The following is a 14610-nucleotide window of genomic DNA, read 5'->3' on the forward strand; positions in this document are numbered from 1 at the left end:
CGGGTTCAGTTCTTCAGCAGGACCTTCGAAGCACATTTTGCTGATGGAATAGCCAAGAGCGTCATCAGCCTCTTCAAAAATCTGTTTTACAACAGGATATTCATCATAAAAAGCTTTGCACATGCCAACGGTCTGAGAACCTTGGCCAGGGAATACGAATGCGATTTTACTCATCGTGTAAATTACCTCACTTTCGATAAAAATCAAATACTATTAAGACAAACGAAAAATGTTTGGATTATTTACTCCACTTGAGGACAATAGCTGCCCAGGTCAAACCTGCGCCAAAGCCATCAAGAATAATGTTGTCGCCTTTTTTCAGGGCGCCAGCCTTTTGAGCCTCGCACAGAGCGATAGGAATAGATGCGGCAGAGGTATTAGCGTATTTGTCTACGTTTACCCAAACCTTATCCATCGGCATCTTCAGACGCTTAGCAGCGGAAGTGATGATACGGTAGTTAGCCTGATGCGGGAACAGCATATCCAGCTCTTCCGGCTTCATATTCGCCTTAGCCAGAGCACGCTTTGCAGTCTTGCCCATAATCTGAATAGCGAATTTGAAAACCTCCTGACCGTTCATATGAATGGTGTGGTCTTTGGCAGCAACGGTTTCTTCGCTTGCCGGATTACGGCTGCCGCCTGCCGGTTGCAGCAGGAACTTGCCGCCGTTGCCGTCAGCACCCATATCAATGCCCAGTACACCGTAGCCTTCTTCAACCTCGCCAACTACAGCAGCACCGGCGCCATCACCGAAGAGAACGCAGGTGTTACGATCGGTCCAGTTCATAATACGGCTCAAAGTTTCCGCACCGATAATCAGAATCTTGTTATACAGACCGCTCTTAACCATCTGGCTTGCTACAGCAAGGCTGTAAACAAAACCGCTGCAGCCTGCAGCCAGGTCAAACGCAGCTGCGTTTTTAGCACCCAGACGAGCCTGTACCAGGCAGGCGGTAGACGGGAAAATATAGTCGGAGGAAGCAGTGCCTACAATAACTAGGTCCAGCTCTTCCGGAGCAACGCCAGCGTCCTTCAGTGCTTCTACAGCAGCATTGTACGCCAGATCAGAGGTTGCTTCTTCCGAAGCAGCGATGTGACGCTGCTTGATGCCGGTGCGCTCAGTAATCCATTCATCACTGGTCTCAACGATTTTCTCCATGTCTGTATTAGTGATAATCTTCTCAGGAACATAATGTCCTAAACCTAAAATACCAACAGCTCTTGTCATTTATCTAATTCCTCATTTCTTTTGATTCCGCAATCTTATCTTTGATGATACTTACAACATCCTGCTCTGCAAAGTCCATAGCTACATGAATAGCATTGGTAATTGCCTTGGCCTTGGAGCTGCCGTGGCAGATAATAAACGGTGCGCGGATACCTAACAGCAGGGCACCGCCGTATTCAGCAGGGTCAAGACGTTTCTTCAGGCCCTTCAGTGCAGGCTTGATTAAAAGTCCGCCCAGCTTTGCCAGAATGCCGCCGTTCATAATTGCTTCCTTGATCAGCGTCATAATAGCCTTCGCCAGACCTTCACCGAACTTCAGCACGACATTGCCGACGAAGCCGTCGCAGACAACTACATCTACCGTACCTTTGTTGATGTCACGACCTTCAACATTGCCGATAAAGTTTATCGTCCAAGTATCCTTTAAAAGCGGGTAGGTTGCCAATGCTTGCTCGTTACCCTTAGTTTCTTCTTCACCGATGTTCAAAAGTCCTACCTTCGGCTGAGAAATTTTTAAAATTTTTTCTGCGTACACCGTACCCATGATAGCACTCTGTACCATATGCTCAGGCTTGGCGTCAACCTTAGCGCCACTGTCAAGCACTACAGTAGTACCCTTCAGGCTGGGAATCGGCGTTGCAATAGCAGGTCGTTCCACGCCCCTGATGCGGCCTACGCAAAAAAGCGCTGAAGCGACAGCAGCACCAGTGCTGCCAGAGGAAACAAGGGCATCACATTCCTTGTTTCTCAGCAATCCTGCCGCAACTACGATAGAAGCGTCCTTTTTGGACTTAACCGCAATCGCAGGATGCTCGTCCATCGCAATTACCTCGCTGGCATGATGAATAGTAATCTTCGGATTTTTATCCGCACCGTATTTTACCAGCAGCTCACGGATTATTTTTTCATCGCCAACCAAAACAGTTTCGCAGCCATACTCTTTAACAGCGTTGACTGCACCTAAAACAAGCTCTTTGGGACCATAATCGGTACCCATAACATCTACGGCGATTTTCATGCTTCCTGCTCCCCCTCATGCTTAGTTCTGTTATCCAAAGAAACAATAATGAACTTAGCGCGAAAAACCTCTTCGTTATTGTTTTTCACGGAAACAAAAATATAATATTTATCCATGCGGCGGTGTGTAACTACTGCACGGGCTACAAGCACAGCACCTGCATTGACAGGCAGCTTATACTTGACATTGCCTACAGCAGTCAGCGCATATTCCGCATCTACAACTGCCAAAGCCAACGTATTGGCCATGGCAAACATATAATAACCGCGGGCAATCCCGGTACGCTCAAGCACCATATCAGGTGTAATCTTCAGCGTGGAAATACCGATTTTGTTCAGCTCCAGATCCAGCAGCTCGCCCACGATATCCTTTTTATCAATGGCACGCAGCTTGGTCTGAGCTTCTTCGGCCATAGTACGAGTTCTGGCACGCAGCTCAGGAATTCCCAGAGCAACACGGTCCAGACGTATAGTCTGTACGCTGACATCCAGCATCTTTGCCAATTGCTCATCAGTGCTGAAGGGATTATCCTTAAGCAGCTTCTTCAAGCTTCTGTGACGTATTAATTTTTTAGAAGAAGTCATTCCATCACCTGCTTTTTAGTACCAGCTCATAATATCTGTTTTTATTATAAAAGCATGGCACGTTTTTGGCAAGGGGTTTTTAGCAAAAAAATTGTAACATCTCTTATATTTCAGCGATTTTTTTAATTACACAATTAAGTGCTGCTTAAACGATAAGCTTCAGTATATCATGTAAAAAGCCTCCGGAATTACTTCCGAAGGCCTTATCAACAGCTTAAAATTATTCAGCTTTAGCAATGACTTGTTTGCCATTGTAGTAACCGCATTCAGGGCAAACGCGATGCGGCATTTTCATTTCATGACATTGCGGGCATTCAACCATGCCAGGAACGCTCAGTTTCCAGTTAGCACGACGTCTGTCACGACGGGCTTTGGACATTTTTCTCTTAGGTACTGCCATTTCTCAATACACCTCCTCAGTGCTATGAAGTGAATTTAATTTTTGATGAATTGCTTCAATGCCGCCAGCCTCGGATCTACAGTGAACCTGTCGCATCCGCAGTCACCATCATTAAGATCAGCGCCACAAACGGGACAAAGTCCCCGGCAGTCTGGCTTACACAGAGCCTGCATGGGCTCTGCAAGCAGCAGCCCTTCACGAAGCGGTTCCGTTATATCAATAACGTCCGAATCGTAGACAAAAGCATCATTTTCAATATGTTCAGCACTTGCCGGATAAAACTTCTCGACAACCTCTGCCCTGGTTTTACCTGTAAAATCCTTCAGACAACGGCTGCAGGTACGTCGTACCTTAGCAGTCATTACAGCCTGCAGTAATAATACATCACCAGCGTTGCTCATTGTGCCTTCTAAATTTACTGTGCCGTCAACAGCAAGCTCTTCAGCTGCAATTTCCAGCTCAGCAGGCGAAAGCTCATAAGCAAGAGTTTTTTCACCGACTAGTCTTTTCTTGATTTCTGCGACATTTATTTTAATCATATTTCACCAATCGTTACAATTATAGCGGTATTACCGCTCTTTGTCAAGTAAAAATGCTTTGTACGGATAAAAACTGTTATCAGTTACTATAACCTCATGCAAATGGCTACAGCTTGATGATTCTGCGACAGATATTATAGGTATCGCGGGCAATAACCAGCTCCTCGTTTGTCGGGATGACGAAAATCTTTACACGCGCACGACGCACGCTGATTTCGCGCTCCTTGCCGCGCACCTGGTTCAGTTCCGGATCAACGCGCGTTCCCAGATATTCCAGGCCATTGCAGATTTTGTCGCGCATAAAGGGAGAATTTTCTCCCAGGCCTGCAGTAAAGACAATCGCATCTACGCCGCCCATTGCTGCTACATAACCGCCGATATATTTTTTTACCTTGTAGGCAAAAACATCTATCGCCAGCTGGCTGCGGTCATCACCACGGTTAGCAGCACTTTCCAGGTCACGGAAGTCGCTGGACAGACCGCTGATGCCCAGAATACCACTGCGGCGGTTCAGATAATCATCTATCTGCTGCGCATTCATATTTTCCTTTTCCATCAGGAAGGGAATAATCGCCGGGTCAATCTCGCCGCTGCGGGTGCCCATAATCAGGCCTTCAAGCGGTGTGTAGCCCATGCTTGTATCAATGGATTTGCCGTATTTAATTGCTGCAATGCTGGCACCATTGCCAAGGTGGCAGGTAATAATACGCAAATCATTCATATGCTCGTGCATCAGCTCTGCAGCACGTAGCGCCACATATTTGTGCGAAGTGCCATGGAAGCCGTAACGGCGCACGCCATATTTGACATACATTTCATAGGGCAGGCCGTAAAGATAGGCAACCTTAGGCATTGTCTGATGAAAGGCTGTATCAAACACAGCAACCTGCGGTGTTCCGCGCATAATCTCCATGCAAGCGTTAATGCCGTACAGGTTAGGCGGATTATGCAGAGGTGCAATTTCACAGCAAGCCTCAATACCGTGCAACACATCACTGGTAATCAGCACGCTGTCAGTAAAGCGCTCACCGCCATGCACAACACGATGGCCTACAGCATCAATCTCGGACATATCCTTGATAACGCCATATTCCTTGCTCGTCAGCGCTTTAATCGCCAAACGGATACCAACCTTATGGTCAGGAATTTCCTCTTTTATATCAATTGTGTATTTGCCTGCTGGCGTATGCTTTAGTGTGGAGCCTTCCATACCGATGCGTTCAATCAGGCCTTTGGCCATGACATGCTCGCCTTCCATGTTTATCAGTTGATACTTGATGGAGGAGCTGCCACAATTTACTACGAAAACAATCACAATAAACCTCCCGGTCAACGCCAAATTTAATTCTAGTCATAAATACCAATATACTATTAGTATACACTATTCGTAGCTAATTGAACAGAAATATTTTCTCAATTCCCAGCCTATGTTATAATAATATTCATAGAGATAAGATATTGCGAGGTAAAAATTATGCAGGCTACAGGCATCATTGCCGAATATAATCCCTTTCATAACGGTCATCTTTATCATATACAGGAAACGAAGCGTTTGACGCAGCAGCCAGTCATCGTCGTAATGAGTGGCAGCTTTATGCAACGCGGCGAGCCTGCCATTTTAAGCAAATGGCAGCGCGCCGCCTTTGCTGTACAGGGCGGTGCTGATCTGGTGCTGGAGCTTGGCTGCGCCTTTACGCTGCGCAGTGCCGAATTCTTTGCCAGAGGCGCTGTAGAGCTTCTGGCAGCCACTGGCTGCGTCAACACGCTTGCCTGCGGTACAGAACACCCGCAAAGTGATTTCGTGGCCGCAGCACGCCTTGCCTGCAGCGCTGAAGCGCAGGCAAGGCTGCGTGAGCTGCTGCAAAGCGGCAGCAGCTATGCGCAGGCCTGGGAAAAAATTTTAGGCGCACACACAGCCTTCCGCTCTCCCAACGACATTTTGGCGCTGGAATATAGCAAGGCGCTGCTGCAGACTGCTGCAAGCATTAAACCACTTTACCTGCAGCGTACAGACGAAGGCTATAACTCCACCGCCATCAGCAGCAATATAGCCAGCGCCAGCGCCATCCGCCAGGCTTTGGCGCTCGGCAACGGCAGCTGGCAGCAGGCCACGCCTGCCTACACACATGCAGCACTTACACGGGGCGGCTACGACGCGCAGCTTTTATGGCAGCTGCTGAAATACCGCCTGCGGCTGCTTACGCCGCCGCAGCTGGCCGAGCGCTGCGAGGCCAGTGAAGGCCTGGAGAACCTGCTCAGCAGGGCCGCTGACTGCGCAAGCCTGCAGTCAGCACTCGCTGCCTGCATCAGCAAGCGCTACACAGCCAGCCGCATCCGCCGACTGCTGCTGCAAATACTGCTGGACCAGTCCAAAGCAGTATGGCAGCAGCAGGAGCCTGCCTACCTGCGCTTGCTGGCCTTCAACGATACAGGCCGTCAGCTGCTGCATCAGATGAAGACAAGCACCAGCCTGCCACTCATCACCAAGCTAGGTCAAAACGCCTTAAACAATGATAACGCCGCCTACCAAACGCATTTAGCATTGGAAATAGCTGCTACCGACACATGGTCACTGCTGCAGCATGACACCGCACTTAACCGCAGCGGCAACGATTTTTACCAATCACCCATCTACGTCCGCAGCCAAAGCTAAATATCGCTGTCAAACAACTAAAATACTGCTTAAACAACAAAAAGCTGTAACGTCAGCATCACACATATGATGCCTCGTTACAGCTTTTATAATGCACTTGTTTCTTATTCTTCTTCAGCAGCTTCCGGCTCCGGCGCTTCTGCCGGTGCCTGCGGATGCTGTATGTTATTCATTTCTTCCTTAACACTTTGGATGTTTTCCTTAAGTCCGCCCAAAGCACTGGTCAGATTACCACTCAAAAATTCAAGCATATCATCAGCATACTTCAGGGAAGACTGTTTAACCTGTAAAGCATACTCATCAGCAGCAAGCTTGGTTTCCTCCTGATAGCGCAGCACATTAGCCTTAATATCCTCGGCTACAGCATTGGCCTGTTTTACAATCTCCTCCTGCTGTACCTTGGCATCAGCCTCAGCCTGAGCAACACTTACAATACGCTCTGCCTCTTCCTTAGCCTGCTGCACAATACGGTCGGCATCAGCATAGGCCTTATCGACAATATTCTTCTGCTCCTCCAGCACCTGGTTGGCACTTTTGATTTCACGCGGAATTGCTTCCTTGAGATCATCAATAATATTCAGCAGATCGTTTTCATCAAGCATAATCTTATCCATCAAAGGAACACGTCTTGCATTAGAAACCAAATCAAGAAATTCGTCAAAAAGTCCATCGAGTGCTACATTAGTTTTGTTGCGTTCAATCATGATATCATCCCCACTCTAATCTATTCAAACTTTTGGTAAACGTGCTTACGAACGCGTTCTTCGATGCATTCAGGCACTAAATCCTTTAATTGACCGCCGAAGGTTGCCAGCTCGCGTACACCGGAAGAGCTGACGAAGGAATATTTTGCATTGGTCATGATGAAAACAGTTTCCAGATCATTATCAATTTTTTTCAGCAGCAGCGCTCTTTGGAATTCGTATTCAAAATCAGTAAACGCGCGCAGACCTCTGACAATAAAAGGAGCATCCTCCTTTTTGCAGAATTCATTCAACAGACCTGAAAAGCAGGTTACCCTTACGTTAGGAATATGCTTAGTTGCTTCCTTAAGCATTTCCACACGCTCTTCCATAGAAAACATTGCCTTATCCTTACCAGGATTATGAAAAACGCTGATAATCAGCTCATCAAACATCGCACTTGCTCTTTCAAAAATATCAATATGACCCTTGGTAACAGGATCAAAGCTTCCTGGACAAACTGCTCTGCGCATAGCCAGACCTCCTAATCTATTCTTAACCGGAACCCGATCAAAGAAAACCCTATTATATATCTTGTCTTTTATTCGACATAAAAGCTGATAATCCTTTTTATTTCCCAAAAATATTATACTTACAACGGATTATAACAAATAAAATCTACCAAAGTTTCGCCATAGCGACTGCTACGCACCAGCTCACAGCCCGCCGGCAGCTCCGGCAACGCATTATGCGCACTGCGCTCTACTACCAAATAGCCACCAGAGCGTAAAAAAGAGCGTCTGCCCAAAAGAGCAATAATCTGCTCTATCCAGCCCTTGTTGTACGGCGGATCGCAAAAGGCAAAATCAAACTGCTCCCCTGCTGCCGCCAGCCTTTCTGCAACGGCAGGAGCACTGCCCTGCAGCACTCTGCAATCAGCCTCTGCGCGGCACTTGGCAATATTGCTGCGCACCAGACGCAAGGATTCCTTACTCGCGTCAATAAATGTAACAGCTGCAGCGCCACGGCTCCAGCTTTCCAGCCCCAGGTTACCAGTACCCGCAAAAAGGTCCAGCACCTCAGCGCCGATAATTTTACTGCCTATAATATTAAAAATGGATTCCTTAACCCTGTCCGCAGTCGGCCGTACGTCATATGTTTTCGGTACAGTCAGCTGCAGGCCGCGGGCCTTGCCGGTAATTATTCTCATATACTGCTCCTCTGTGTTATAATTGGGTTGAGATGGCATTTCGCCCCCTTTCGCCTCACTTCGTTCGGCACCTTCCCCGTAGGGGAAGGCAAGCAGTCAGCTTTCGTAATCACTTTCTCGCCTGCCCCATCGGGGAAGGTGTCAGCGAATGTAATGAGCTGACGGAAGGGGGAAATTAATCTTAAACATTCTCTACATTTTCTTTCAAAGGACACTCTTATGCGCAATTCAAGCAAAATAATCTTCATAATTTGCACCATAATGCTGATATCAGGCATTTGCTTACGCCTTGCGTTGCCCTCAAGCATCCCGCTCAAGCTGAAGCAGCCAACGCCAACGCAAAGCATCCTGCTGCTGCCTCTCGACAGCCGCCCTGTTTGCAGCACCATGGTGCAAAAGCTGGGCGCGCTTGCAGGCCTAAATGTAATTTTACCGCCAAAAAGCTATCTTGACAACTACCAGACGCCCTCTGACAGACAAAAACTTTTCCCATGGCTGCAAAAAAATCAGCTATTATGCGATTACAGCATCATTTCTGCCGATAATCTGCTGCATGGCGGCCTGCTGGCCGCCCGCATGAACACCGCCACTCCATCTGAGGAAGATGAGCTGCTCAAGCAGCTGCGGCAGCTGCCAATAACAAGGCAGCAGGCAATTTTTTCCGTTATTCCGCGTCTGCTCGTCAGCGACCAGCTTTTGCCCGACCGCTGGTACCAATACCAGCTGATGCGTTATTCCCAGCTTGCCGATATGGTGCGCATCACCGGCAGCTTCGCCCTCACGCAGGAGCTGCGCCGCACAGAAGCAAAAATTCCGCCCAAGGTCTTGGAAAAATACCGCAGCCGTTATCAGCAAAGCGACCGCTTTAACCTGGGCCTGCTTAAGCTTGCCACAGATGACAGACGGATAACCTTCGGTCAGGACGATGCTTCACCCATCGGACTGCCGCACGCCAGTGCCGTAAAACTGCAAAGCAGCATCGTTGCCCAAAAACTGCAACAGCAGGCGCAGCTCACCTACGGCGCAGATGAAATCGCCTCCCTGCTGCTCGTACGCTACTATCTGCAGCAAAGCAACTGGCAGCCCAAGGTCTACCTGCATTATGCTTCTCCCAAAGCAGAAAGTGCAGATATGCCCTATATGGCCGTCTGCGTCGGTGCAGCGCTGCGCAACCAGCTTAAGCTCATTGGAGCGTCAGAAGTAAGCACGCCGGATAGTGCAGACCTCATCTGCTATGTTAACTGCGGTAACGACGATTTCCGTCCGTCTGTCAAGCAGGCACAAGAGCTGCAGCAAATGCTGGACCAGGACTATAAGGTCGCACTCATCGACAGCAGTACCAATTTTGAAGCAGAAGAGCTACTATTGCCGCAGCTTTTGGCAAACAACGTACCAATCAACAAGCTCGCCGCCTACGCCGCCTGGAACACCTTCAGCAATTCTTCAGGCACTGCCTTGGCACAGGGACTGCTTTTTTGCGGCCGCCTGCGTCAGCTGCAGACAGCAGGCGCGGACCCCGAGCGGCTGGCAGCACTCTTCGCTGCCAACCTGAACTTCACGGCAGAACGTATCCTCGAGGACTACTATTATCAAAAGCTGGTGCATCCCCAACTGCGGCAAACTCTTGAAGCCTTTGGCGCAAATCCCGTAGAGCTGGACAGCGAAGATAAAACGGCAACAGAGCAATATATCCAGGGAAAGCTCAGCCTGCAGGCATATAAGCTGCTGCACGATAATTTGGGACGCACACCCTTTTATCAGCAAAACGGACAAAGCTATTATCTGCGCGACCTCAGCGTCGGCGCTAAGCTCCCTTGGGCCAGAATCTTTGAAGCAGAGCTGCAGGTATGGACAGATACGGGTGTCAAAACAGAATAAAATTTTACTTTGTACTTATTTTAAAGCAAGACAAAAAACTGCCCCGCTTGTAAGCGGGGCAGTTTCCTTCAGCTGTCGGCTACGCCGTCAGCTTATTTTTTCTCTTTAATTTCTTCTTGCAGCATAGAGATAAATTCATCCTGAGGCATAGCACCGATATCGCCTTCACCACGACGGCGTACATTTACAGTGCCTTCTTCCATTTCCTTGTCACCAACGACCAAGGTGTAAGGAACCTTCTGTACCTGTGCTTCACGAATCTTATAACCAAGCTTCTCATTGCGGTCATCAAGGTGTACACGCAAGCCAAGATCAAACATCTTGTCAGCCAGCTTTTTAGCATATTCAACATGCTTGTCGGTAATCGGCAGAATGCGAACTTGGCAAGGAGCCAGCCAAGCCGGGAAAGCACCGGCATAGTTTTCAATCAGAATACCAATAAAGCGTTCAATAGAACCATACACAACGCGGTGAATCATAACAGGACGATGCTTCAGGCCGTCCTCACCGGTATAGGTCAGTTCAAAACGTTCCGGCAGCTGCATATCCAATTGGATAGTACCGCACTGCCAGGTACGGCCGATGGAGTCGGTCAGATGGAAGTCAATCTTAGGACCATAGAAAGCACCGTCACCTTCGTTGACTACGTAATCAAGACCACAATCCTCCAACGCATCTCTCAGACCTTGGGTTGCCAGCTCCCAGGTAGCGTCATCGCCCATGGAATTTTCCGGACGGGTAGACAGTTCTGCATGATATTTCAGACCGAAGGTTGCATAAACCTCGTCAAACAAACTGATTACATTCTTAATCTCGCTACGAATCTGGCTGGGCATCATAAAGATATGCGCATCATCCTGAGTAAAGCAACGTACACGGAACAGTCCGTGCAGAGCACCGCTGAGCTCATGACGGTGTACAAGACCAAGTTCACCGGCACGGATAGGCAGTTCCTTATAGGAATGCGGATGCAGCTTGTAAACCAGCATACCACCAGGACAGTTCATCGGTTTAATAGCATAATCCTGCTCATCGATCTGAGTAAAGTACATGTTTTCTTTGTAATGATCCCAGTGACCGGAGGTTTCCCAAAGCTTACGGGACAGAATCATCGGGGTTTTGATTTCTTCATAACCATAACGGCGATGAACCTGACGCCAGTAGTTAATCAACTCGTTACGGATAACCATGCCGTTCGGCAGGAAGAACGGGAAGCCGGGGCCTTCATCCATAATAGAAAACAAATCCAGCTCCTTGCCCAGCTTACGATGGTCACGTTTAGCAGCTTCTTCCAGCATATGCAGATAAGCATCAAGCTCTTCCTTGCTGGGGAATGCAGTACCATAAATGCGCTGCAGCATTTTGTTCTTTTCGTTACCGCGCCAGTAAGCACCTGCAATACTCTGCAGTTTAAATGCTTTTACTCTGCCGGTAGACGGGCAGTGAGGACCGGCACAGAGGTCAGTGAAATCACCTTGGGTATAGGTGCTGATGATTGCATCCTCAGGCAGGTCATTAATCAGCTCAACCTTATATTTTTCATCTTTAGCAGCAAACATTGCCAGAGCTTCACTGCGCGGCAGTTCTGCACGCTGCAGAGGAATATTCTGTTTAACAATTTTTGCCATTTCCTTTTCGATAGCCTGCAAATCCTCCGGAGTAAAGGTATGCTCGCTGTCCAAATCATAGTAGAAGCCGTTGGCAATAGCAGGACCGATAGCAAATTTAACATCCGGGAACAAATGCTGAATAGCCTGAGCCATAACGTGTGCAGCAGTATGACGGATTGCATGCAGACCCTCCGGAGTATCCGGTGTAACAAATTCTACTGCTGCATCATGCTCCAGCTTATCGCTCAAATCCTTGTTGACACCGTCAACAACAGCCAGCAGAGCCTGTTTACCCAGCTTTTGGGAAATACTCTTGGCAATGTCCAGCAAAGTTGTGCCGGCAGCAAATTCCTTGACGCTGCCATCTTTCAAAGTAATCTTGATATCAGCCATAATTATCCTCCTCTAAATTACGCAGTAACACGCAATATTTTTCTTAAGCCTTCCGAAACCTCAGCTTACCCGCCTGTTATTTTTATTAAAAATAAAAATAACCCCAATCCCTCTGCAAAAAGGGACGGAGTTTTCCGCGGTTCCACCCTGATTGACTTATATACTAAGCCCACTCGGTACCGTTAACGCCGGTAGTACGGACTGGCATACTTACTTACGTGTTCCGCAGTCAGTTTGAAGGCGGTGCGCCCTTTGCTTTTCCCCTGCTGCTCTCAGCCAACGACAGCATTTTCTGTGGAGTAGGTGCAACGGCAATTCCTTCGCATTACTGTTAATATTTTTACTTACTCGTTTATTATAGCACACCAGCAATGCTTGTCAAGCTTGCACTGGAAAAAACTTTTATTTCATAGTATAATAAGAAAATAAATTCTTTTACTTGTAAACATGCCAAACAGCGATTAATTTGTGCATGTATATTAACCTTTATAAAACGTATATATTCAAAACTGTTAATATTCAAGGAGGCGTACGCATGGCAAAATTAACTTTCCGCAGGCATAAATTAGCGGCACTCATCTGCACAGCTGCTTTATTGCTGCCAGCTTCAGTCCAAGCTAAACGCCTGACGATTCTTTATGTGCCCTTAGACAACAGACCGGTCTGCTCGACCTACGTACAGCAGACCATGGAGGCAGCAAACTGCAAAATTATCCTGCCGCCAGAAAAATATATTGCCAGCAACGAAAAAAACGGTAACCCTGACGGCATTTGGGAATGGCTGGAGCACAAGGCACCCAAGGCCGATGCTGCTGTTATCAGCACCGACAGCCTGATTTATGGTGGCCTTGTTGCCTCGCGTACACACAACATCAGTCGTGAGGAACTGCAAAAACGCGTTAAGCATCTGTATGAATTAAAAACTACTTTACCGATAAAGCTTTATGCCTTTTCGACGATTATGCGCACACCGCGTGCCATCAAAGGACGTGTAGAGCCACCATACTACAGCAGTATCGGCCCCAGCATATTTGCCTACAGCCAGCTTTTAGACAAGCAGGACCAGGGCAAGCTGTCGCCCGCCGAAAGGCTGACCATGCAGGCACTGGAGCGCAACATGAAAAAAGCTGAGCTGGGCGACTGGCTGGAGCGCCGCGAAAAAAATCTGCTTATCAACCAGGAGCTTACACGCATGGCACGCAACGGCAAATTTCATTATTTTGCCATCGGTAAGGATGACAACGCTACTCTTTCCGCTACGCACATGGAAGGACGCAAAATCAGCCTCAGCACCTTTGATATGAGCAGAGACAGCTTCCAGATTCTTGATGGCGTTGACCAGCTAGGCCTGCTTTTAATCGCCCGTGCCTACAACGAGGCTAGCGGCAGCAAGCCTTCTATCTACCCAATGTACAGTGCCGGAGCCGGTGCCTCCACCCTGCCCCAGTACAGCGATGCACGTCTGCAAGACAGCGTACCCCAGCAGATTATCGCTGCCGGTGCAGTACAGGCACAATCTGCGGACAACGCCGACCTTATTTTGGCACTCAATACGCCGCAGGACGGTATCGTCAAGGATTCCACCGCTGACGACAATCAGCCCTTCGCTTCCGTTGCCAACAAAAATTTTGTAGGGCTTATCGGCAAGCAGCTCCAAGCTGGACGCAGCGTTTCACTGGCTGACATCAGCTATTCCAACGGTGCCGATAATGGCTTCATGCAGCTATTGGCAAACAGCGGTGAGCTTGAGCACTTAACGGCCTACAATGGTTGGAATACAGCTGACAACGCCGTAGGCTATGCCATCGCCCAGGGGCTTATCGCCCGCGATATGAGCAGCGAAGCACTCAGCAGACTGCTGCGCCAACGCCTTATCGACGATTGGTTTTACCAGAGCAATGCCCGCCGCAGCATTTCCAACGAGCTGGAAAAGCATAACCGCGAGGATTTGAAATATGATCTTGCTACAGAGGAAAAATTAATCCTGCAACAGGTTACTGCAGACTGCCAGAGAATGGTCAATGATTGTCCGCTAACTAAAGGTACTAAGTTCTCACTTTCCTTCCCCTGGAAGCGTTTATTCGAGGTAGATGTAAAAATAAAGAAATAGAAAAACAAAGCGCAGAGAATTGCAGCCAAAAGCTGACAAGCTCTGCGCTTTTATTATGATAACGTTATTATATAAAAGTCGACAAGACAAATTTAGGCAACAAAAATCCCCGTCACTTTCGCGACGGGGATTGATTTGCATTTGTGACGAAGCATATGGTGCTTTATTCGTCATTAGTTCCAATCACCAGGCTGGCGAGAAAGTGCCAGAGGCGAGGAACGGATGCCACCGGCGTACTTCCAGTACATTAAGGCATTTGTGACGAAGCACATGGTGCTTTATTCGTCATTAGTTCCAATCACCA

13 protein-coding genes and 1 pseudogene (1 of these 14 running past the window's edge) are annotated in these 14610 nt (G+C 48.1%); 3 read left to right on the plus strand and 11 right to left on the minus strand.

Annotation, left to right across the window (positions count from 1 at the left end; all coding sequences use genetic code 11):
• The 7 genes and pseudogenes from fabD to BN587_RS05075 form a co-directional block, all read right to left on the minus strand.
• Positions 1–174, minus strand: a pseudogene (gene fabD / locus BN587_RS05045) (ACP S-malonyltransferase) (it extends 800 nt beyond the left edge of the window).
• A 64-nt stretch (positions 175–238) separates the two neighbouring features.
• Positions 239–1228 (minus strand): beta-ketoacyl-ACP synthase III, encoded by a 990-nt coding sequence (locus tag BN587_RS05050; protein ID WP_021720061.1) that lies wholly within the window; start codon positions 1226–1228, stop codon positions 239–241.
• A 4-nt stretch (positions 1229–1232) separates the two neighbouring features.
• Positions 1233–2246: a phosphate acyltransferase PlsX gene (plsX, locus tag BN587_RS05055; protein WP_021720062.1), complete on the minus strand. Its 1014-nt coding sequence runs from the start codon at positions 2244–2246 to the stop codon at positions 1233–1235.
• Positions 2243–2830, minus strand: coding sequence for a transcription factor FapR (gene fapR / locus BN587_RS05060; protein WP_021720063.1), 588 nt, complete (start codon positions 2828–2830; stop codon positions 2243–2245). The genes plsX and fapR overlap by 4 nt, the downstream gene beginning before the upstream one ends.
• Positions 2831–3050: 220 nt before the next feature.
• Entirely contained in the window at positions 3051–3230 is a 180-nt protein-coding gene (gene rpmF / locus BN587_RS05065; RefSeq protein WP_021720064.1) for a 50S ribosomal protein L32, read from the minus strand.
• A 35-nt stretch (positions 3231–3265) separates the two neighbouring features.
• Positions 3266–3769, minus strand: a complete 504-nt coding sequence (locus BN587_RS05070; protein WP_021720065.1) for a YceD family protein — start codon at positions 3767–3769, stop codon at positions 3266–3268.
• A 106-nt stretch (positions 3770–3875) separates the two neighbouring features.
• On the minus strand, positions 3876–5084 hold the full coding sequence (locus tag BN587_RS05075; RefSeq protein WP_021720066.1) for an acetate/propionate family kinase: 1209 nt from the start codon (positions 5082–5084) through the stop codon (positions 3876–3878).
• 159 nt (positions 5085–5243) lie between these two features.
• Here BN587_RS05075 and BN587_RS05080 point away from each other — a divergent pair, with 159 nt between their 5' ends.
• A complete protein-coding gene (locus tag BN587_RS05080) occupies positions 5244–6422 on the plus strand; it encodes a nucleotidyltransferase (protein ID WP_021720067.1) in 1179 nt (392 codons plus the stop codon).
• 104 nt (positions 6423–6526) lie between these two features.
• On the opposite strand, the gene BN587_RS05085 is transcribed toward BN587_RS05080, so the two are convergent.
• The 3 genes from BN587_RS05085 to rsmD form a co-directional block, all read right to left on the minus strand.
• Positions 6527–7126, minus strand: coding sequence for a hypothetical protein (locus BN587_RS05085; protein WP_021720068.1), 600 nt, complete (start codon positions 7124–7126; stop codon positions 6527–6529).
• A gap of 20 nt (positions 7127–7146) precedes the next feature.
• On the minus strand, positions 7147–7638 hold the full coding sequence (gene coaD / locus BN587_RS05090; protein WP_021720069.1) for a pantetheine-phosphate adenylyltransferase: 492 nt from the start codon (positions 7636–7638) through the stop codon (positions 7147–7149).
• A 119-nt stretch (positions 7639–7757) separates the two neighbouring features.
• Positions 7758–8315 carry a 16S rRNA (guanine(966)-N(2))-methyltransferase RsmD gene (rsmD, locus tag BN587_RS05095; protein ID WP_021720070.1) on the minus strand — a complete coding sequence of 186 codons (558 nt, stop codon included), beginning with the start codon at positions 8313–8315 and terminating at the stop codon, positions 7758–7760.
• Between the two features lie 294 nt (positions 8316–8609).
• On the opposite strand from rsmD, the gene BN587_RS05105 reads away from it, so the two are divergent.
• Complete coding sequence (locus tag BN587_RS05105; protein ID WP_303684855.1) at positions 8610–10193, plus strand: DUF4127 family protein; 1584 nt, start codon at positions 8610–8612, stop codon at positions 10191–10193.
• Between the two features lie 92 nt (positions 10194–10285).
• On the opposite strand, the gene thrS is transcribed toward BN587_RS05105, so the two are convergent.
• A complete protein-coding gene (thrS, locus tag BN587_RS05110; RefSeq protein ID WP_021720072.1) occupies positions 10286–12196 on the minus strand; it encodes a threonine--tRNA ligase in 1911 nt (636 codons plus the stop codon).
• Between the two features lie 535 nt (positions 12197–12731).
• Between thrS and BN587_RS05115 the strand changes: the two genes are divergently transcribed.
• Complete coding sequence (locus BN587_RS05115) at positions 12732–14306, plus strand: DUF4127 family protein (protein ID WP_021720073.1); 1575 nt, start codon at positions 12732–12734, stop codon at positions 14304–14306.
• The last annotated feature ends 304 nt before the right edge of the window (positions 14307–14610 follow it).

Source organism: Phascolarctobacterium succinatutens CAG:287, assembly GCF_000434895.1.
GTDB classification, from domain to species: Bacteria; Bacillota; Negativicutes; order Acidaminococcales; family Acidaminococcaceae; genus Phascolarctobacterium_A; species Phascolarctobacterium_A succinatutens_A.